Genomic DNA, 18,868 nt, shown 5'->3' with positions numbered 1-18,868 from the left:
CTTGTGCAATCCGGCGGGGATCGGGATTCTGTCGGTCATGATTCGTTCCGCCGGCGCCTGACGCGATGCTGACCGCCCTTTCCATTCGTGACGTCGTCCTGGTGGACGTGCTCGACCTTGAGGTCGAAAACGGCTTGACCGTGCTGACCGGCGAAACCGGGGCCGGCAAGTCGATCATTCTGGACGCGCTCGGCTTGGCGCTCGGCGGGCGCGGCGACGCAGGCCTGGTGCGCAATGGCGCCAAACAGGCCGTGGCCACCGCCGTGTTTTCGGCTCCCGACGATCCCGATCTGCTGGCCCTGATCGCCGACAAGGGATTCGATGTGCAGCCGGGGGAGGATTTGATCCTTCGCCGCGTCTTGGGCGCCGACGGTCGCAGCCGGGCCTATGTCAACGATCAGCCGGCCGGTGTGACGGCCGTGCGAGAGATCGGGGCGGCCCTGGTCGAGGTGCACGGCCAGCATGAGACGGTGGGCCTGCTGGATTGGCGCACCCACCGCGCTTCGCTGGACGCCTATGGCGGGCTGCAGCCTCAGTTGTCGGCGGTCGCGGCGGCCTCCGCCAAGCTCAAGGCCGCCGAGGCCAAGCTGGCCGAGCTGAGGGCGCAGGCGGCGGACGCCGATGCGCGGCGTGAAGAGATCAGCCTGAACCTCTCCGAACTGGATGCGCTGGATCCTCGCGCCGACGAAGAGACGGAACTGGCAGGCGAACGCGCCCTGCTGGGCGCCGCCGAAAAGGCCATCGCGGATCTGGGCGACGCGCGCACCCAACTAGGCGGCGACAAGCTGAGCCAGAAGCTGGGCGCGGCGTTGAGGGCCGTCGAACATGCGCGCCAGAGGGCAGGGCAAGCGGGCGCCGAGGGCGATCATCCGGTCATCGTCAAACTGTCGGCCGCCGTGGAGGCGATCGACCGCACCATGGTCGAGGCGGCGGAAGCCCTCGCCGCCGTGGACGCCGCCGCCGACGCCTTCGACTATGAGCCCGGCCGTCTGGACAAGGCCGAGGAGCGTCTGTTCGCATTGCGCGCCGCCGCCCGCAAGCTGCACACCACGGTCGATGCCCTGCCGACCCTGCGCATTCGCCTGCGCGAGCAGCTTCGGCTGATCGAGGATGGCGAGGAGGCGCTGACCAATGCCGGGCGCGAGGCGGCCGAGGCGGCGGAAGCCTATGATCTGGCGGCCACCTTCCTGACCTCGGCGCGGGAAGCCGCCGCCGAGCGTCTGACCGCCGCCGTCATGGGAGAACTGGGTCCGCTGAAGCTGGAGCGCGCGCGGTTCCGCGTGGCTCTGGAGCCGATCGAGGGCCGACGCGGGCCGGACGGCGTCGAGACGGTGCGCTTCCAGATCGCCACCAACGCCGGAACCGACTTCGGCCCGCTGGACGCCATCGCCTCGGGCGGCGAACTGGCGCGTTTCGCCCTGGCGATGAAGGCCGCTCTTGCGAGCCGCGAGGACATGCGTCAGCCCGTGATGATCTTCGACGAGGTCGATCAGGGCGTCGGCGGCGCGGTGGCCGAGGCCGTCGGTTCGCGCCTGAAACGCCTGTCGAACGGCGCCCAGGTTTTGGTCGTGACCCACAGCCCCCAGGTCGCCGCGCGCGGCCATGCCCACTGGAAGGTGATGAAGGCCGACCGCGACGGCCTGACCACCACCACCGTCGTCGCCCTGGACGATCAGCGCCGTCAGGAAGAGATCGCGCGCATGTTGTCCGGGGCTGAGATCACCGACGAAGCCCGCGCGGCGGCGCGGGCTTTGATCGGATAAGACAAAACCCCCGGAGCGCATGCTCCGGGGGCCGCCAAAATCAACTCAGGATCAGTTGGGCTTGGCGCCGGCGTTGGCCGAGCCGTTTGCGCTGGCGCCGGCCGACAGCGCAACGCCGCCGCGTGAGGCGGAGGCCGAACCGTTGGCCGAGCCCGAGGTGGCCGCGTCGCCGCGCGAGGTCGAGGCGGAGCTGGATGCGTCGCCCGACGCCGAGCCGGAGACCGATGCGGAGTTCACGGTCGACACGGCGCCTTGAGCCAGACCGGACGCGCGATCCCGTGCCGCGCCAGCGGTGGTTTGCGCCGTGCCGACCGTCGTCCTTGCCGTCGAGGCGGCGGCGTCGCGGGTGCGGGCCGCCGTGGCCTCAGCGCGGGCGCGGGCCTGCTGAGCGCGGCGTTCGGCGCGGGTCAGGGTGGATGTCGCGCGGTCGGTGACCCGCGAGCTGTCCAACGAACCGCCCAGGTTTCCGGTCAGCGAGCCGGCGCCCGTCGCGCCGCCGGTCAGGCCGCCGACCTGGCCGCCCAGGCTGCCGCCGAGATTGCCGCCCAGACCGCCCGAGCCGCCCAGGATCTGAGCCTGCGAGGCGCCGGCCAGCATCAGGCCGAAGGCGACGGTCGCGGTCATCAGGGTCTTCTTCATCGTCGTATCTCCTGTTGTTCCGGGCTTTGATCGCCCTCACAGGGTCCAACGACGGCGTCGGTCGGTTTCATCCCGACAGACGAATCTTTTTTACGACGCCAGACGTCCGCGCGCGCCGACAGCGCCCGGCGGGGTGCGCAGGGAGAGGCCCACAACCCCTTGGCCATAGACGGCGTCGCGGCCGGATGCGCCGGCGTCGATCGCGTTCAAACCCCGGCGGCCGGACTTTCCGATCAGGCCGGCGACCAGCGGCGCGGCGAAGGAGGTGCCCCGCACCGAGACGAAACTGCCGGCGCGTCCGGCGGCGGCCATGTCGGCGCCCGGCGCGGCGTAATCGACCTGATCCCCGCGCCCCGCTTCGGCAAGGACGCGGCCCTGGGCGTTGACGGCGGTGACACCGATGACTTGCGGATAGGCGGCGGGGTAGAGGGGCGGGGCGGCGGGGCCGTCGTTTCCGACCGCAGCGACCAGGATGACACCGCGCCGCTGCGCGGCCGACACCGCGCGTTCGATCAGGGCGTTGCGCGGCCCGACCAGACTGATGTTCACGACGGCGACGTGACGTTCGACCATCCAGGCCAGGGCCGAGGCCAAGGCTGTCGCCGACCCGCCCGCCGCGCGACCGCCGTAGATGTCTGCCACCAAAAGCGCCGCGCCGGGATCGCCGCCCTTGAAGCCCCCCGCATCCCCGACCATCAGCGATGCGACCGCTGTGCCGTGCGCGCCCATTTGCGGCGGGCCAGAGAAGCCGCGTTGCTCGATGGCCGATCCGGCCAGGGCCGGGTGGGTCGCTTCGACGCCTGTGTCGATCAATCCAAGGCGGGCGCCCGGCGCGGCGCCGTTCGTCTGTGCAGAAGCGGGCGGCGCGAAAGGTGCGGCCGCCATTCCGGCAGGAGAGGCGACGTGGTTGTAGGTGATTTCAGCGCCGGGCGCCATTTCGCGAAGCCGTCGCACCGCGCGATCCAGCGTCAGGCGACGTGGCGGCGCCAGGACCACGATCGACAGGTCGAGCGCGTCAAGACGCTCTTCGCGCAGAACGATGAAGCCCGCAGCCAGAGCTTGGTCCCGCGCGTCCTGCGGCAGGTCAACCGCCACGAGCTCGCCCTTCACCACGGGCCAGCCGTCGGGATCCGTCTGCAGCGCGCCGCGCGAGCCTCGAACCAGATCGGTCAGGCGCCCAGGCGCCCTGAGCGCATCCTCGACGGTATCGCGCGCCAGACCTTCAAGCGTTCCCCTTTGCGGAATGCGATCGCTCAGGCCTGAAGGCAACGACGGAAGCGTTGACGGCAGGCCGATCTGCGCCACGGCCGGCGAGGCGACTGCGCAGGCCACTACCGTCGCCGCCATCCATCCGATCGTCAGCCGGTTCAAAATCACCCGATCCGCTCCTTGCGCCGTCTTGCATCGTCAGGCGATCCATTCGCCTATGCCCATTCGCTTGTGACAAGGGATGAAACGCGCCACGCCGCGCGTTTCATCCCTCATGGCAGAGGAACACGCGTGGACGAATTTCAGACGGAGTTGGTGGCGATGCTTCCGCGCCTTCGCCGGTTCGCGCGCGTTCTGCGGCCTCAGGACGCCGACGCTCAGGATTTGGTGCAACAAACGGTCGAGCGCGCCCTTGCCTCGCGAAAGGGGTTCAGGGCGGGTACGCGGTTGGACAGTTGGGCGTTCACGATCATGAGACGGATCGCCATAGACGACGGTCGAAAGGCCCAGCGGTGGTCCCGCGTCGTCTCGCCCGAGGACGACGCCACGCCGCAGGCGCCCGATCCGGCCCAGGCCGGCGAGGGGTTGCGCACCGACGCCCTGGCTGCGCGCGACGCGATCCACGCCCTGCCGGACGATCAGCGTCAGGCTGTGGCCCTGGTCCTGATCGAGGGCCTGTCCTACGCCGAGGCGGCGCAGGTTCTGGGCGTGCCCGCCGGCACATTGACCAGCCGACTGGTGCGGGGCCGCCAGACCCTGGTCGAAGTTCTCGCCGCTCAAGGAATCACCGGATGACCCGCTACGACGACGAAACCCTGATGCGGCGGATCGACGGCGAAATGCCGGTCGCCGAGCGCGAGCGGATCGATGCGGCGGCTGCAAGCGACGCCGATCTGGCGGCTCGGCTGGCGGCGCTGCGGACAACCAGCGCGGCTGCGCGCGCCGCCTTCCCGATCCAAAGCGATGCGCGCGATGCGGATCTGGCCCGGCTCATCATGGCGTCGGGCGCCGCGCCGACGAAAAGCGCAGGCTGGAAGCTCTGGCTCGGCCAAGCGTTTGCGCCCCGGTCGGCCGTCACCTGGGGCGGTCTGGCGACGGCGGCCTTCGTCGCCGGCCTGCTGATCGCGCCGTCGCTGAACGGGTCAACCGGGTTCGCCCTGACCAGCGACGGCGCCGTGGCGGACGCAGGGCTGGTGCGGGTGCTCAACACAGGCCTGGCGGCCGACGGCGCCGACGACCAAGGGCGGGCGGTCGGACTGACGTTCCGGAACGCCGAAGGACGCTGGTGTCGGACCTTCACCGCCACGCAGGACGGGGTCGCGGGTCTGGTCTGTCGCCAAGGCGAAGACTGGCGGCTTCAGGCGCTGGCGCCGGCGGGGTCTCCGGGCGGTGAAATCCGTACGGCCTCGAGCGACACGCCAGCCATCGTGCTTGCGGCTGTCGATACGACCATCGCCGGAGACGCTGTGGACACCGCCGCCGAACGCCGCGCGCGCGACGACGGTTGGCGTTAGGCGCCTAGAATCCAGCCTTCTTCCTGTTCGACCTGGGCGATCAGCTCGGGCGTGGCGTCCTTGGGCGGGGCGAACGCCTTGGCCAGGTCGCCGGCCTCGTCCATCCGGGCGAGGGCCTCGGCCGTGGAGCGGACCTGGGCCTGGTCCTTGAACTCGCCGGGTTGAGGCTTGGTCTCGTGCATGGACGGCCAGACCTCGACAACCAGGGCCGACAAGGGTTCCACGTCATCGGGGGTCAGCGCGCGCCAGCCGGTGCCGAAGGGCCAGACGGCGCCTGACGGGCCGAGGCTTTCCAGCAGCCTCCGCACAGCCGGGATGCCGACCAGGGTCTGGCCGCCGACGGCGCCGGCGCCGTGCATCTGCCACACGCTCTTGGGCTGAAGCCGGCCCTTGCGAGCCGCGTTTTCGGTGGCGCGGAACTCGGGGATGTCGGCGCCGGAGCCGGCGGGCGGTTTGGTCGTGGTCAACCAGCGCTGGGCCTGTTTGGCGGGCGCGCCCCACAGAGGCCAGGCCTCGTCGGTCATCAGCCGGTTCATCTTGGCCGCGACCTGATAGCGGTTGTTGGTGTTGTCGGCCTTGTCCACGATGTTAGAGGCGATAAACTTCCACATCAGCTGCCACGGGGCCTGCCCCGCCGTTCCCTCCAGCTTCAGGCGCGCAGCCGTGCCGGCGGGATAGCCGAAGTTGAAGTCCAGCCCGACCAGCACCCGGTCGCCGCGCTTTCTGTGGTCCGCCAGGATCGAGGCCAGCAGGGCTTCGCCCTCGGCCCGGGTCGCGACATTGTGCGTCTCGGTATAGAGGCGGAAACGCACGTCGCGCTTGGCCACTCCGATCCACAGCGAGGTGTCGCCGAGCTTCTTGGTTTCGGCGGCTGTCCAGTCGGCGACGATATAGGCGTCGAAAAGGCGGGCCAAGGCGGCCTCCCTGATAAAGGCGTGTCGGATAGGAGTGAGCCGGGCTTCTAACGCCGCATCGCGGCGACTGAAAGGCCCATGCGCCGTCTCAGCCCTTCAGCAGGGCCTCCAGATGCGACAGCCAGCGGCGGCCGAGACGAAGCGCCTCGCCGGGCGACCCCGTCTGAACGGGCAGGGCGGCGTCCCACAGGGCCAGCTCGAACTCCGGGTGGCGGGCGTCGGCGAACATCAGGCGCAGCACGACCTGTTCGGCGTCGGGGGCCAGCACGTCCAGCGACTTGCGCGCCTCGCCCCGGCGGATGCGGGCGACGACGTGGCCGTCCACGATGATCTCTCCCCCCTCGACCTCATCGAAGGCATAGACCAGGCCATGGGCGCCGTTGGCCCACAGCACGACGACCTGTTCGACGTCGAAATTCAGGGCGCAGGCGCGACCTTCGCCCGGCGACACGGCCTCGACCTCTGGCGCGGCGCCCAAGGTCTTGAGCATGGCGCGGTGCAGGCGGCGCGGCGGCTCCATCCACCACGACAACGCCAGAGCCAGGGTCGTTAGCAGGGCCGCCGCGAGGGCGATCAGCAACACCACCCGCAAGGCGTCGGCCATGGTCGTCAGGCCTCCAGATCGAGATCGACCACCACGGGGACGTGGTCACTGGGTTTTTCCATGTCGCGGGCGTCGCGGTGGGTCTCGATCCCCCGGAATCGGTCGGCGGTCTGGGGTGACAGAAGCGCGAAGTCGATGCGGATGCCATGGTCCCGCTGCCAGGCGCCGGCCTGATAGTCCCAGAAGGTATAGGTTCCCGCTGGTTCGCCGCCGATCTCGTGCGCGTCGGCCAGGCCCAGGTTCTTGAGCGCGCGGAATGCTTGGCGGCTCTGCGGTTGGAACAGGGCGTCGTCGGTCCAGGCGGTCGGATTCTTGGCGTCCTCGGCTTCGGGAATGACGTTGTAGTCGCCGCACAGGGCCAGCGGCTCCTCGAACGCCAGCAGATACTGGGCATGGCGGTTCAACCGGTCGAACCAGGCCAGCTTGTAATCGAACTTCTCGGTCCCGATCGGATTGCCGTTCGGCAGATAGATGGCGCCGACGCGAATGGGTCGGGGCGCCTCGACCAGCGCCTCGATGTAGCGCGCCTGTTCGTCGGTCTCGTCGCCGGGCAGGCCGCGTCGGATGTCGGACAGCGGATACTTCGACAGCAGGGCGACGCCGTTGTAGCTCTTCTGCCCGTGGGTCTCGACATTGTAGCCCAGGCTCTCGAAAGCCTCGCGCGGGAACTTCTCGTCCACGCATTTGATCTCCTGGAAACAGGCGACGTCGGGGGCGGCCTGCTCCAGCCACGCCAGCACGGTGGGCAGGCGGGCGTTGACGGAGTTCACGTTCCAGGTGGCGATGCGCATGACGGCGACGCTAGGCTGCGTCTCGGTTTTGGAAAAGAGGGCGCAAAAGAAAAGGGCCGCCGGATCGCTCCGACGGCCCTTGGATCAGTCCTTTGACTGGCTTAGAGGCGACCGCCGGCGGGCGCCGCGGCAGCGGCCGGAGCCGTCGTCAACTTGCAGCCGCCGCCGATCTGCTGGGCGGTGGCGCAAGGATAGATTTGCTGAACGACATTTTCCGCATTCAAGCGAGCGATGACGCCATCGGCGCCGTCGCACTTGGCCTCATAGAAGACGCCGTTGCCGTTCTGACCCATCAGGCGAGCTTCGGTGACGTTGCAGGACGCCGCTTCCGAACCGGCCAGCAGCGTCTTCACGAAGGCGGCGTTTTCCGTCGCGGTGGTGAAGTCGCAGACCCCACGTTCGGCGACGACCTGGATGCAGGGTGTTTTCGTCCAGGTCGCGGCCTGCTGCTTGATCCAGTAGCCAGGCCCGTCTGAGCAGCCCACCTCATAGACGACTGCGCCGTCGCTGGACTGTCCGCGCAGCTTCGCCTGATCAACGGTGCAAGCAACGCCCGCGTCCTTGGCGTATTGGCGAAGGAACTTCTGGACGTCGGTATTGGCCGCCAGCGTGCACTGAGCAGGAGATGCGGTCGGGTCGGCGGCGCGCGCCACCTCGGCGGAATGCGCCAAAATGATGCAGTTGCTCGCTTCGGGCGGGGTCTTGGTTTCGACGATGTAGCCCGGTGCGGTTCCGCAGGCGACTTCATAAACCGTCGTGTCGGCCGCAGTCTTGCCCAGCAGCTTGGCTTCGCTGACCTGACAGCCAGTCGTCGTCAAAGCCATCTGCGCCTGGGCGGCGGCCAGGATTTGCTCGGGCGTCGGCGGGGCAGGCGCGCGTTCGCGGCGTGGACGGGCAGAGGCTCGCGAGCCGCTGCTCTGCCTTACGGCAGACTCGTTGTCGGCGCTCTGCGGAATTTGCTGCTGCTGTTGCGGTTGCTGTCGCTCCTGATCCTGCGCCGTGGCGGGCGCGACGGCGAAGGCGCTGAACACAAGCGCCGCAAAGGCGGCGGCGAGGCGGGACTTCATGGAAACACCTTGGCTTTCTGAATGCATGGCCGCTTCGTGGCGGTGTATTTGGGCAGGGTCAAGGCGGGTGTGGACGGCGGGTCCGGGCGCGGGCTAAGTATCTGCGCGTTTCGATTGGAGACTGACTTGGCTGATGGAACGGCGCCGACGACGGCCGCGAAGGATGGGCGGGGGCTGACCTATCCGTTCGACGCCGTGCCCGGCGCGAGCGAGGCGATTGAGGTCGCGCGCGGCGTGCTGTGGCTGCGGTTCGCCCTGCCGTTTCAACTGGACCATGTGAATGTCTATGCGGTCCAGGACGGCGACGGCTGGGTCGTCGTCGATACGGGTTTGAAGACATCGGCGACCGTTGCTGCGTGGGAGACAGCGCTGGATGGCGCGCTGGGCGGCAGGCCCGTGACGCGATTGATCTGCACCCATATGCATCCCGACCATATCGGCTTGGCGGGCTGGCTATGTGAGCGGTCGGGCGCGCCGTTGCTGATGTCGCGACTTGAGTATGTGACCGCCAGGATGCTGATGGCCGAGGAGGCGGGTGATGCGCCTGCGGACGGCGACCGACACTACCGTGCGGCGGGGTGGAACGAGGAGCAGATCGCGCGCTGGCGGGCCGACTACGGCGGGTTCGGCAAGGGCGTGGCGACAATGCCGCGCAGCTATCTGCGATTGTCCGACGGCGACATTGTTCAGATCGGTGGAGACGATTGGAGCGTGGTCGTCGGGTCAGGCCACAGCCCGGAGCATGTCTGCCTGTGGCGGCGGTCGGACGACGTCTTCATAGCCGGGGATCAGATCCTGCCTCGCATTTCGTCTAATGTTTCGGTCTGGTCGACGGAGCCGGAAGCCGATCCGCTGGGCGACTGGATGGACTCGCTGGACAAGCTGAGGGCGCTGTTGCCGGAGGGCGCGTTCGTCCTGCCGGCGCATGGCGAACCCTTCTATGGCGTCCACGCGCGGCTCGATGCCCTGAAGCGAGGGCATGAGGTCGCGTTGAAACGGCTTGAGCGGACGTTGCGTCAACCGTCTAGGGTGATCGACGGCTTCTCCGCCGTCTTCGGTCGAGCGGTCGGGGACGGGGTGCTGGGCATGGCCACGGGCGAGGCCCAGGCGCACCTGAACTATCTGGAAAGGCGCGGCCGCGCGACGCGGACGCGGGACGAGAGCGGCGTCGATTGGTGGAGCGCCGTCGCACGGGACGAGGAAACGACGTGAGCGAACATATCCGCAGCGAACTCGCCGACGGCGTCCTGACCGTCACCCTGGACCGGGCCGACAAGAAGAACGCCATCACCCAGGCTATGTATTCGGCCCTGGCCGAGGCGACGGAGCGGGCGCGCACCGACGATGCGGTGCGGGTGCTGCTGCTGCGCGCCGAGGGCGACAGCTTCTCGGCCGGCAATGACATTCAGGACTTCATCGCCCTGGGCTCGCAAGGGGCGGGGCCGGGCGACATGCCTGTGTTTCGTTTCCTGAAGGCGCTGGCGGATCTGGACAAGCCGGCTGTGGCGGCCGTGAAGGGGCGGGCGGTCGGGATCGGCCTGACCATGCTGCTGCACTGCGATCTGGTGGTGGTGGCCGAGGATGCGCTGCTGTCCGTGCCCTTCGTCAATCTGGCGTTGGCGCCCGAGGCGGCGTCCAGCCTGTTGTTGCCGGCCGTGATCGGTCATCAGCGGGCCTTCGAACTGTTTGCGCTGGGCGAGCCGCTGGATGGCCGGACGGCCTTGTCCTGGGGCATCGCCAATCGCGCGGTCCCGGCCGATCAGGTCGAGGCGACGGCGGCGGAGCTGGCGGCCAAGGTGGCGGCCCGAGCGCCCAACTCGATCCGCAAGACCAAGCGGCTGATGCGTGACGCAGAAGGTCTGTGGGGACTGATGCAGCGCGAGGGCGAAGCCTTCGGCTCGCAGATGCGTAGTCCCGAGGCGATGGAGGCCTTCATGGCCTTTACGCAGAAGCGGGCGCCGGACTTTTCGAAGGCGGGTTGAGCGGTCGTCACAAGGCCTTGCCTTGATTTGGCGCAGCTTTGCTTCTAGGTGCGCGCGCCGATGTCGCACGCCCTTTCCATACCTCCGGCCGTAAGCCGTATCGAAGCCGAGACCCTGGCCGACGCCGAAGGCGTGGATGCACTGGTCATGGCCGCCTTCGGGCCGGGACGGTTCGCCAAGACGGCCGAGCGTCTGCGAGAAGGCTCGCAGCCAAGCGCGGGCTTTGTCGTGAAGCGCGATGGGGAAGTGGTGGGCTCGGTGCGACTGTGGCCTGTCGTGGTTGGAGACAGCCCGGCTCTGTTTTTGGGACCGATCGCGGTGGACGCCGGTCGCCGGAGCGACGGACTAGGCGCCGAACTGGTTCAGGCATGCGTGGATCAGGCACGGACGCTGGACGTCGGCGGTGTGCTGCTGGTTGGAGATGCGGCCTATTTCGAGCGGTTCGGATTCGCCCATGCGCCCGAGGCGATCCTGCCCGGACCCGTGGATCGTCGCCGCGTCCTGTGGCTGGCGACCGGGGTGAATCAGGTTTCGGGTTCGGTTCGCATCGGCTGACCCTTTCCCGCGCGGTTCGCGGGGCCTAAGTCAGGGGGATGGATAATCCCAAGTCAGGACTGAACGCCGTCGCCGAGGCGGCCAAACAGGCGCCCGGCAAGGGGCTGCCGCCGGTCCACCTCTGGCATCCCGAGCATTGCGGCGAAATCGATATCGTCATCCGGACGGACGGCGTCTGGATGCATGAAGGCTCGCCCATTGGCCGCAAGGAATTGGTGCGACTGTTCTCGACGGTGCTGAGGAAGGACCCGGACGGCTATCACCTGGTCACGCCGGTCGAAAAGCTGAAGATCACCGTCGAGGATTTGCCGTTCCGGGCTGTCGCGATGCGGCGGGAGGGCGACGTCCTGATTTTCATCACCGATGTCGGTGACGAGGTGAGGGCGAGCGAAGCCGATCCCATCGTCGTCGAAACCGATCCCACGACGGGCGAGCCGGCGCCGCGCATCCATGTGCGCCGCGGTCTGTGGGCGCGCATCGCGCGGTCGGTCTTCTATGAGATGGTCGAAATGGCCCAAGAGATCGACGGACGACTGGTCGTTCGGTCGGGCGGCCAGGTCTTCTCGCTGGGCGCGGTGACGTGAGCCTGGAGACCTTGAGGGCGCGGCTGGTCGATCGGCTGGCGCCGGTCGAGACGTGGCGGCCTGAACTGGTCGCGGCGCGGTCGGACTTTGACCTGAATCCGCAAGCGACACGGACGGCCAAGGAACTTCGGCCGGCGGCGGTGCTGATCCCCATCGTGGCGCGGCCCGAGGGCGCGACGGTGCTGCTGACGCGGCGTGCGGACACCCTGGCGCGGCATACGGGGCAGATCGCCTTTCCGGGCGGAAGGCTGGACCCCGGCGAGACCGCAGTTCAGGCGGCGCTGCGTGAAGCGGACGAGGAGGTGGCGCTGGACCCGTCGGCGGTCGAGGTGCTGGGCCTGTCGGACGCCTATGAGACGGGGACCGGATTTCTGGTCACGCCGGTGATCGGCTGGCTGCGCGAGGCGCCGGTAACCACGCCGTCGCCGGACGAGGTCGCCGAGGTGTTCGAAACGCCGTGGGACTTTCTGATGGACGCCGCCAACCATCGTCGCGACTTCTACGACATCGACGAGGGGCTGCGGCGCTGGTTCTGGGCCATGCCTTGGGGCGAGCGCTACATCTGGGGCGTGACGGCGGGGATTCTGAAGGCGTTGCACGTGCGGCTGTATGGCGACGAGGCTGCGCCAGAGGCGGCGGCTGATGAGGACGCGGCATGAGCGTCTCTGTGAAGGGACAGCCCTGGCTGGAAAGCCAGGCGACGCGCGCGGTGATGCGGGCGCTAGAAGCGGCGGGCGGTGCGGGCTGCGCGCGGTTCGTGGGCGGCTGCGTGAGGAACAGTCTGCTGGGGCAGCCCGTCGACGACATCGACATCGCCACGCGCTTGCGACCCGAACAGACCATGGCGGCGCTGAAGGCGGCCGGGTTGAAGGCCGTGCCGACGGGCGTCGAGCACGGCACGGTGACGGGCGTGTCGGAGCGGCGTCCCTACGAGATCACGACCCTGCGCCGCGACGTCGAGACGGATGGACGCCGCGCGGTGGTCGCCTTCACAGAGGACTGGGCAGAGGATGCGGCGCGGCGGGATTTTCGTCTGAACGCCCTTTACGCCGATGCGGCAGGGACAGTGTTCGATCCGACCGGCGGCGGGCTGGAGGATGCGGCGGCGGGACGCATCGTTTTCGTCGGCGAGGCGGAGACGCGCATCCGCGAGGACTACTTACGCATCCTGCGCTTCTTCCGATTCTACGCCTGGTACGGGCGGGGTGAGCCGGACGCGGTCGGACTGGCGGCGTGCGCGGCGCTGAAGGGCGGCATGGCGCAGCTGTCGGCCGAGCGGGTGTCCAAGGAGGTGTTGAAACTGCTGGCGGCGCCCGATCCGCGTGCGGCGGTGCGGGCGATGGCCGAGACCGGCGTGCTGGCTCAAGCGCTGCCGCAGGCGCAACCGCTAGCGCTGTTCGAGGCGATGTGTGACCTGACCGACGATCCTGTGATGCGGCTGTCGGCCTTGCTGCCCGCAGATGCGGGAGGTGTGGCGGAGATCGCGGGTGGTCTGAGATTGTCGAACGCGGGGCGAGATCGGTTGGCGGCGGCGGTCGCGGATGGACCTACCGTTTCGCCGACGATGAGCGACGCCGAGGCGCGAGCGGCGATCTATCGTTTGGGACCCAGGGCGTTCGAAGATCGGCTGATGCGCGCTGAGGCGGCCGGCAGGGGCGATGGCGCGCGGCTGCGGGCGCTGGCCGCCGATTGGACTCCGCCCAAGATGCCTGTGGGGGGGCGCGATCTGGCGCGTCTGGGCCTGACGCCAGGGCCGAAGACAGGACGGTTGCTGAAGGCGTTCGAGGACGGTTGGGTCGCTGACGACTTCCCTGCCGAGGGGCATGAGGCGCGGCTGAAGACCCTTATCGCGGCGGCTGAGCGCGGGTGAACTCGGTGATGACGGGGCGGTGGTCGGATCCCGTCGGCTCGCCCAGGCGGCGCGTGATCAGTTCCAGATCCGGCGAACGATAGACTTGGTCGATGGTAATGCCGGCGAAGGCGGGAATCTGGCTGGGCCAGGTGCCGGGCCAGCCGGGCGCGGGGATCAGGCCCAAGTCGGACTGAATCTGTTTGCCGATGCGGGCGCTGGAGACGCTGTTGAAATCTCCTGCGGCGATGACGGGATGGTCTGGCGCGGCCTTCATGCGCTCGGACAGGGCCATGACCTGGCTGATCTGACCCCACTGATATTGATAGGGCCAGGGTCGGGTCAGGTGGACCCCGAAGACGTTGATCGGGCCGACGGGCGTCTGAACCGTCGCGCCTACAGCGCTGAGGCCGTCGGGACGCTCGGGCAGGCCTTGCAGGATCGGATAGCGTGAGGCGATGATCGAGCGCGCGTGGTCGCCGGCGCGCGCCTGGCCGATCAGGACGCGGTGGGGATAGTCCGGCAGCAACTGGTCCAACCTCGACGCCGGCGCCTGCCCCAACTCGACCAGCACCAGGATGTCGGCGTCGGCGGCCGCGATGGAGCGGCGCATGGCTGCGACGTCGGTGTTGAACACATACAGATTGGCCGAATAGACCCGGACGATCGGCTGGTCAGGCACGGGCACGCCCTTCGTCGGCGTCCATTGCGGCCAGACCGACAGGGCCAGCACCACGCACATCAGCCCACCGACGATCGAGGCCGGCCATAGGCGAAAGAGCAGACACACTACGGTCACGCCGACGGCCGCCAGCAATACCGGCGATGTGAACTGCGCCAGGATATCCACCCAGCGATGGCCGATGCCGCTGAGCGCCGCTACGCCGAAAGCCGCCAAGCCCAGCAGCAGGGCGCTCGCCGTCACATTCGCCGCCAGCTTGATCAGGGTCATCGAAGACGTATCTCTCGGATTGAACAGGAAGCCTCGCCCAGCGTTAAGGCGACGCTTTGGAGGGCGACATGGCCAGACGGTCGATCCGGGATATCGAGAACATCTGGTCCAATGTCGAGGGCGTCAAGAAACTGTCGGACCGGGTCATCGGCATCGGCCCGTTCGGCATGGGGCTGGACGCCATGCTGACCTGGGTGCCGGTCGTCGGCACGGCATACACTGTCGGGACGGGCGGCTGGCTGATGCTTCAGGCCGTGCGGGCCAAGGCGACGCCGGCGACCCTGGCGCGCATGGGGGCCTATATGGCCATCGACACCGCCACTGGGACGGTGCCCATCGCGGGCGACATCGTCGACACCTTCTTTCCCGGACAGCTGATGGCGGCGCGGGCGCTGCAAAAACATATCGAAAGCACCCACTGGGTCGAGGACACCGAGGCCAATGCGCGCGCCACCGGCGACCACGAGATGCACGAGGCCCGCGTGCAGAACGACAAGACGCTGAAGCGGATCATCTATCTGCACGATTGAGATGCGCTGGCTGAGGCGGCCTAGCCATCGTTTTCTCCGCAACGAATCTGCCTGAAATCAAGGACCTGATCCAAATGACCGCCCGTCTTCCGGCCTGAGGAAGGGCTGCGCCCAGACTGATCTCCACGACAACGGAGAGAAGAATGAGCGACGATTTCAGCGCGCGTCTTAACCTGCCCTATCTGGCGGCGGGGCAGATGCAGAAGCATGTGACCCTGAATACGGCCCTGACCCGGCTGGACGCCCTGTTGCAGACGGCGGTGGTCAGTCGCACGACGGTCATCCAGCCGGCCGATGCGTCGGATGGCGATCTCTATATCCTGCCGCAAGAGGCCGAAGGCGTAGCCTGGGCCGGGCGTGCGGCCGGCGCCCTGATGCGGTTCGAGCGCGGCGGCTGGACCGTCGTGACGACGCCGGACGGCATGATCGCCGGCGTTCTGGATGAAGGCGTCGTGGTAGTGCGGGCCGATGAGGGCTGGATCACGCTGGGGCAGCGACTGGGCGAGGTGCAGGGCCTAACGCGGCTGGGTCTCGGGACGACCGCCGACGACGCCAATCCCCTGGCGGCCAGGATCAACGCCGCCCTGTTCACGGCGCGCGGCGAGGAGGAAGGCGGCGACGGCGATCTGCGCCTGACGCTGAATAAGGCGACGGCGGGCGATGTCCTGTCGTTGCTGTTTGAGAGCGGCTACGCCGCCCGCGCAGAGCTGGGGCTGATCGGCGACGACGACCTGAGCCTCAAGGCCTGCGACGACGCCGGGATATGGCGGTCGGTGTGGCGCGTGGATCGCGCGACGGGGCGTATCGGCTTCGATCAAGGCGCGATCCGGCGCGACACGACGCTGTTCACCAGCGATGACGACTATGTCCTGCCGGCCTGGGCGCGCTGGGTCGAGGCGACGTGCGTGGGCGGCGGAGGCGGCGGGGGCGCAGGGCTGGCGGGTGCGGCTGGTGCGTCGCGCCTCGGCGGCGGCGGAGGCGGCGCCGGCGGGCTGAGCCTAGGACGCTGGTCGGCCGACGATCTGGACGGCGCCCTGACGATCACGGTCGGCGCCGGCGGGATCGGCGGCGTTTCGGGCGGCGATAGTGAGGTCGCGACGGGTGACACGGTTCTGTTGCGCGCGACGGGAGGGACCGCAGGCGGCTCTGGCGTCGGTGGGGCAGGCGGTATCGGCCAGCGACCCGCCAATCCTGGCGGCAGCTCTTCGACAACCGCGACAGCGGCGACGGGCGCAGAAACCCTTTGCCCGGACGGGCCGGGCGGTGGCGGGGCAGGGGGCGGTCTGAGTGCAGCGGATGTCCCCCATGCCGGAGGCGCGGGCGGCGTCGGCGGCTGGTCGGGCCTTCGCGCGGCCGGCGGCGTCTCGGGCGCTGCGGGACAGGCCTCGCCCAAGCCGCTGTTGTCGATCGTCGGCGGCGGCGGCGGGGGTGGCGACGCATCAGCGAGCGGAGCGGGCGGCCCCGGCGGCTCAGGCGCGCTGTTCGGGGCCGGGGGCGGGGGAGGCGGCGCGGGCCTGACCTTCGGCGGCCAAGGCGGTTTGGGCGCTTCGGGCGCGGTTCTGATCACGGTCGTCGGATGACCCGGCGCGGACATCCGGCCGAGCCGGTCGAAGTGCTGGAGGCCGAGGCGTGGGAAGCGCCCGACTGCCTCAGCGACGGGGAATGGCGCGCCCAGTCCGGATGGGACGGCCGCTGCGCCGTCGAAACCTATGACGAGGAGGACGAACGATGACCCGACACAAACAGGGGGCGGTCCCGTTGGCGGAGGGGCGGTGGCTGTTTCGTCGCCTCTACGTCTTTGCTCTCAGCGCGGGGTTATGGGTAATGTTGATGCGCACGGTCGGGCGGATGCCGGCTGAGATGCTGCCCAGGATCACGGACGGGCTGATGGGCCTGCTGGCCTTGATCCTGGTGCTCTATCTGGTGGCGCCGACCGCTCAACAGTTGATCACCCTGATCGCCACAGCCCGGCTGCGGATCAGCGGAGGTCGACCATGAGCTTTCGTCTGTCCAGCCGGTCGCGGGCACGGCTCGTCGGCGTGCATCCGGCCCTGATTGCGGTGGTCGAGGCGGCCATCACCCGCACGCCCGTGGATTTCATGATCACCGAGGGGCTGCGCACGGCCGAACGTCAGGCCGCCCTGGTCAAGGCGGGCGCCAGCCGCACCGCGCGCTCGCGCCATCTGACGGGCCATGCCGTCGATGTCGCCGCCCTGGTCGAAGGGCAGGTGCGATGGGACTGGCCGCTGTATGGCCGGATCGCCGAGGCGTTCAAGGCGGCGGCGCGGGATCTGAAGACGCCGCTGATCTGGGGCGGCGACTGGAAGACGTTGCGGGACGGTCCGCATTTCGAGCTGGATCGCAAGGCCTTTCCATGAGCGCGGGATCGATACTGCGGGCGCTGACGCCGCTCGGCTGGCTGGTGGTGGGTGCGACAGCGTTGGCGCTGGGGTTCGTCCTGCTGGGCGGGCTCGGCTTCCGCTGGGACCCGCTGAACCTGCAGCACAAGCGTCTGGAGGCCGCGCGCAATCAGGCGCGGGATGCGACTGCCGTGGCGGCGGCGCAGGCTGACGCCCGACGCATCGAAACCGAAGGCGCTGCGGCTCAGGCCCAGCGCGTCGATCACTATCACCACATGACGGGGGCGGCGGACCGGGCGACCACGGCCGCCGTCGCCCAGAGCAGGAGCGCCGACGATGCCGACCATCCCTTGGAGACCCGCCGCGCTGATCGCCTTCGCGACCATGACCGCGAACTGTGCCGCGTCGCCCCCGATCTCGACGGTTGCGCCGGCGCGACTGGTCTTGCCGGAGGCGGCGACACGCCCGTGCGCGCTGGCGACCCTACCGGCTGAACCGACGGCCGGCGATCTGGACGCGGCCTATCTGCTGCGCGGCGCCCAGATCGTGACCTGCGACGGGGCGAGACGGCTGGCGGTCGAGACCCTGTTGGCCGAGCGCGCGATGCAGGACGCGCAGGTGCGACGCCGCGACTGACGCCCTGCAAAAACGACTCGGCAACTTCTGCCGCCTGGTGTGCAGGCTTGCCGGGTCGTTTCGCAAACCGCCGAGATAAGTTCAATGAAATCAGTGTCGGCGTCTGGCCGGCGTCGCATTTTGGACTGGCCCCGCCCTTGCTCTCCTGAAGACCGAGCAAAACGCTCCTGACGCTAAAATGGCGTCGGACATCACACGAAGTGAACAGGAAAGCCAAAATGGCTACGAGCATCAATACGAACTACGGCGCCGCTGTCGCCCTGCAAAACCTCAATGCGACCAACGCTATGTTGGAGCGCACGCAAAACCGTGTCTCGACGGGCCTGAAGGTGGGCTCGGCCAAGGACAACGGCGCGATCTACGCCATCGCGACGACCCAACGCGCCAACATGGGCGCCATGGATGCGGTTCGGAATTCACTTCAGCGCGGACAGTCGATCGTCGATGTGGCCCTGGCCGCCGGCGACACTATCACCGCCGCCCTGGAAGAGATGAAATCGCTGGCCGTCAGCATTCAATCGTCGGTCGCCGGCTCAGCTGCCGAAACCTCATATTTGGCCGATTTCAACGCCTTGGGCAAGGAAATCGATGCGGCGTTGAAGGGCGCAACCTTCGACGGCGTCAACCTGTGGAACACCACCACGGCCACCAATATCACCACCAACGTCAGCGGCGGAACCTATCAGATCGGTTTCGGAACGACCGATAAGGCAGCGGCCGCCCCGATCACGGCCGTTTCCGCCGGCACGGCCGCCCGCGCCGGCGCCACGACCGCCATCGTCGATGCGGCAATCACCGAGATCACCGCTGACCTGGCCACGATCGGCACGCAGTCCAAGTCGGTCGGGCGTCAACTGACCTTCGTCAACAAGCTGCAGGACTCGACCGAGGCCGGCATCGGCAACCTGGTGGACGCAGA

The 18,868-nt window shown here is 68.6% G+C and carries 24 protein-coding genes; 17 read left to right on the top strand and 7 right to left on the bottom strand.

The window, feature by feature from the left end; genetic code table 11:
* Window positions 1–65 precede the first annotated feature (65 nt).
* Window positions 66–1,763, top strand: coding sequence for a DNA repair protein RecN (recN, locus tag BVE01S_RS07665; protein ID WP_066626246.1), 1,698 nt, complete (start codon window positions 66–68; stop codon window positions 1,761–1,763).
* 51 nt (window positions 1,764–1,814) lie between these two features.
* On the opposite strand, the gene BVE01S_RS07660 is transcribed toward recN, so the two are convergent.
* Window positions 1,815–2,402 (bottom strand): hypothetical protein, encoded by a 588-nt coding sequence (locus BVE01S_RS07660; protein WP_066626245.1) that lies wholly within the window; start codon window positions 2,400–2,402, stop codon window positions 1,815–1,817.
* Between the two features lie 90 nt (window positions 2,403–2,492).
* On the bottom strand, window positions 2,493–3,779 hold the full coding sequence (locus tag BVE01S_RS07655) for a S8 family serine peptidase (protein ID WP_066626244.1): 1,287 nt from the start codon (window positions 3,777–3,779) through the stop codon (window positions 2,493–2,495).
* A gap of 153 nt (window positions 3,780–3,932) precedes the next feature.
* Between BVE01S_RS07655 and BVE01S_RS07650 the strand changes: the two genes are divergently transcribed.
* Window positions 3,933–4,406: an RNA polymerase sigma factor gene (locus tag BVE01S_RS07650; RefSeq protein WP_066626478.1), complete on the top strand. Its 474-nt coding sequence runs from the start codon at window positions 3,933–3,935 to the stop codon at window positions 4,404–4,406.
* Window positions 4,403–5,125, top strand: a complete 723-nt coding sequence (locus BVE01S_RS07645) for a hypothetical protein (protein WP_066626240.1) — start codon at window positions 4,403–4,405, stop codon at window positions 5,123–5,125. The genes BVE01S_RS07650 and BVE01S_RS07645 overlap by 4 nt, the downstream gene beginning before the upstream one ends.
* Here the strand turns inward: BVE01S_RS07645 and BVE01S_RS07640 are convergent.
* The 4 genes from BVE01S_RS07640 to BVE01S_RS07625 form a co-directional block, all read right to left on the bottom strand.
* On the bottom strand, window positions 5,122–6,039 hold the full coding sequence (locus BVE01S_RS07640; protein ID WP_066626238.1) for a cobalamin biosynthesis protein CbiG: 918 nt from the start codon (window positions 6,037–6,039) through the stop codon (window positions 5,122–5,124). The two genes, BVE01S_RS07645 and BVE01S_RS07640, sit on opposite strands and share 4 nt — an antisense overlap.
* A gap of 88 nt (window positions 6,040–6,127) precedes the next feature.
* Window positions 6,128–6,643, bottom strand: coding sequence for a hypothetical protein (locus BVE01S_RS07635; RefSeq protein ID WP_066626235.1), 516 nt, complete (start codon window positions 6,641–6,643; stop codon window positions 6,128–6,130).
* Between the two features lie 5 nt (window positions 6,644–6,648).
* Window positions 6,649–7,434, bottom strand: a complete 786-nt coding sequence (gene xth, locus BVE01S_RS07630; RefSeq protein WP_066626233.1) for an exodeoxyribonuclease III — start codon at window positions 7,432–7,434, stop codon at window positions 6,649–6,651.
* Window positions 7,435–7,535: 101 nt separating this feature from the next.
* A complete protein-coding gene (locus BVE01S_RS07625) occupies window positions 7,536–8,501 on the bottom strand; it encodes a hypothetical protein (protein WP_205678520.1) in 966 nt (321 codons plus the stop codon).
* A gap of 126 nt (window positions 8,502–8,627) precedes the next feature.
* On the opposite strand from BVE01S_RS07625, the gene BVE01S_RS07620 reads away from it, so the two are divergent.
* Genes BVE01S_RS07620 through BVE01S_RS07595 form a run of 6 tightly spaced genes read left to right on the top strand, consistent with a single transcriptional unit; the run spans window position 8,628 to window position 13,492 of the window.
* Window positions 8,628–9,713, top strand: coding sequence for an MBL fold metallo-hydrolase (locus tag BVE01S_RS07620; RefSeq protein ID WP_066626231.1), 1,086 nt, complete (start codon window positions 8,628–8,630; stop codon window positions 9,711–9,713).
* On the top strand, window positions 9,710–10,483 hold the full coding sequence (locus tag BVE01S_RS07615; RefSeq protein WP_066626229.1) for an enoyl-CoA hydratase: 774 nt from the start codon (window positions 9,710–9,712) through the stop codon (window positions 10,481–10,483). The genes BVE01S_RS07620 and BVE01S_RS07615 overlap by 4 nt, the downstream gene beginning before the upstream one ends.
* Window positions 10,484–10,543: 60 nt before the next feature.
* Window positions 10,544–11,038 (top strand): GNAT family N-acetyltransferase, encoded by a 495-nt coding sequence (locus BVE01S_RS07610; protein WP_066626474.1) that lies wholly within the window; start codon window positions 10,544–10,546, stop codon window positions 11,036–11,038.
* A 38-nt stretch (window positions 11,039–11,076) separates the two neighbouring features.
* The gene (locus tag BVE01S_RS07605) at window positions 11,077–11,622 is read left to right on the top strand and encodes a DUF1285 domain-containing protein (RefSeq protein ID WP_066626227.1); all 546 of its coding nucleotides are present in this window, start codon (window positions 11,077–11,079) and stop codon (window positions 11,620–11,622) included.
* Window positions 11,619–12,281 (top strand): CoA pyrophosphatase, encoded by a 663-nt coding sequence (locus BVE01S_RS07600; RefSeq protein ID WP_066626226.1) that lies wholly within the window; start codon window positions 11,619–11,621, stop codon window positions 12,279–12,281. Before BVE01S_RS07605 ends, BVE01S_RS07600 begins: the two co-directional genes overlap by 4 nt.
* Complete coding sequence (locus BVE01S_RS07595) at window positions 12,278–13,492, top strand: CCA tRNA nucleotidyltransferase (protein ID WP_066626224.1); 1,215 nt, start codon at window positions 12,278–12,280, stop codon at window positions 13,490–13,492. Before BVE01S_RS07600 ends, BVE01S_RS07595 begins: the two co-directional genes overlap by 4 nt.
* On the opposite strand, the gene BVE01S_RS07590 is transcribed toward BVE01S_RS07595, so the two are convergent.
* Window positions 13,467–14,423, bottom strand: a complete 957-nt coding sequence (locus tag BVE01S_RS07590) for an endonuclease/exonuclease/phosphatase family protein (protein WP_066626223.1) — start codon at window positions 14,421–14,423, stop codon at window positions 13,467–13,469. The genes BVE01S_RS07595 and BVE01S_RS07590 overlap by 26 nt on opposite strands.
* Before the next feature lie 68 nt (window positions 14,424–14,491).
* Between BVE01S_RS07590 and BVE01S_RS07585 the strand changes: the two genes are divergently transcribed.
* The 8 genes from BVE01S_RS07585 to BVE01S_RS07555 form a co-directional block, all read left to right on the top strand.
* Window positions 14,492–14,953, top strand: coding sequence for a DUF4112 domain-containing protein (locus BVE01S_RS07585; protein WP_017504140.1), 462 nt, complete (start codon window positions 14,492–14,494; stop codon window positions 14,951–14,953).
* A 143-nt stretch (window positions 14,954–15,096) separates the two neighbouring features.
* Window positions 15,097–16,533, top strand: a complete 1,437-nt coding sequence (locus tag BVE01S_RS07580; RefSeq protein ID WP_066626221.1) for a DUF2793 domain-containing protein — start codon at window positions 15,097–15,099, stop codon at window positions 16,531–16,533.
* Window positions 16,530–16,685 (top strand): hypothetical protein, encoded by a 156-nt coding sequence (locus BVE01S_RS16770; protein WP_157076445.1) that lies wholly within the window; start codon window positions 16,530–16,532, stop codon window positions 16,683–16,685. Before BVE01S_RS07580 ends, BVE01S_RS16770 begins: the two co-directional genes overlap by 4 nt.
* A complete protein-coding gene (locus BVE01S_RS07575; RefSeq protein ID WP_066626218.1) occupies window positions 16,682–16,951 on the top strand; it encodes a hypothetical protein in 270 nt (89 codons plus the stop codon). Before BVE01S_RS16770 ends, BVE01S_RS07575 begins: the two co-directional genes overlap by 4 nt.
* Complete coding sequence (locus BVE01S_RS07570) at window positions 16,948–17,331, top strand: M15 family metallopeptidase (protein ID WP_066626216.1); 384 nt, start codon at window positions 16,948–16,950, stop codon at window positions 17,329–17,331. Before BVE01S_RS07575 ends, BVE01S_RS07570 begins: the two co-directional genes overlap by 4 nt.
* Complete coding sequence (locus tag BVE01S_RS07565; RefSeq protein WP_066626212.1) at window positions 17,328–17,807, top strand: hypothetical protein; 480 nt, start codon at window positions 17,328–17,330, stop codon at window positions 17,805–17,807. The genes BVE01S_RS07570 and BVE01S_RS07565 overlap by 4 nt, the downstream gene beginning before the upstream one ends.
* Window positions 17,758–17,949 carry a hypothetical protein gene (locus tag BVE01S_RS07560; RefSeq protein WP_066626211.1) on the top strand — a complete coding sequence of 64 codons (192 nt, stop codon included), beginning with the start codon at window positions 17,758–17,760 and terminating at the stop codon, window positions 17,947–17,949. Before BVE01S_RS07565 ends, BVE01S_RS07560 begins: the two co-directional genes overlap by 50 nt.
* Window positions 17,950–18,167: 218 nt before the next feature.
* The coding region (locus BVE01S_RS07555) for a flagellin (protein ID WP_066626210.1) at window positions 18,168–18,868 on the top strand (701 nt) is incomplete at its 3' end.

The sequence above is a fragment of the Brevundimonas vesicularis NBRC 12165 genome (assembly GCF_001592205.1).
GTDB classification, from domain to species: domain Bacteria; phylum Pseudomonadota; class Alphaproteobacteria; order Caulobacterales; family Caulobacteraceae; genus Brevundimonas; species Brevundimonas vesicularis.
The sequence above is the reverse complement of the archived record's forward strand: the minus strand, read 5'-3'. Positions and strand labels throughout refer to the sequence as shown.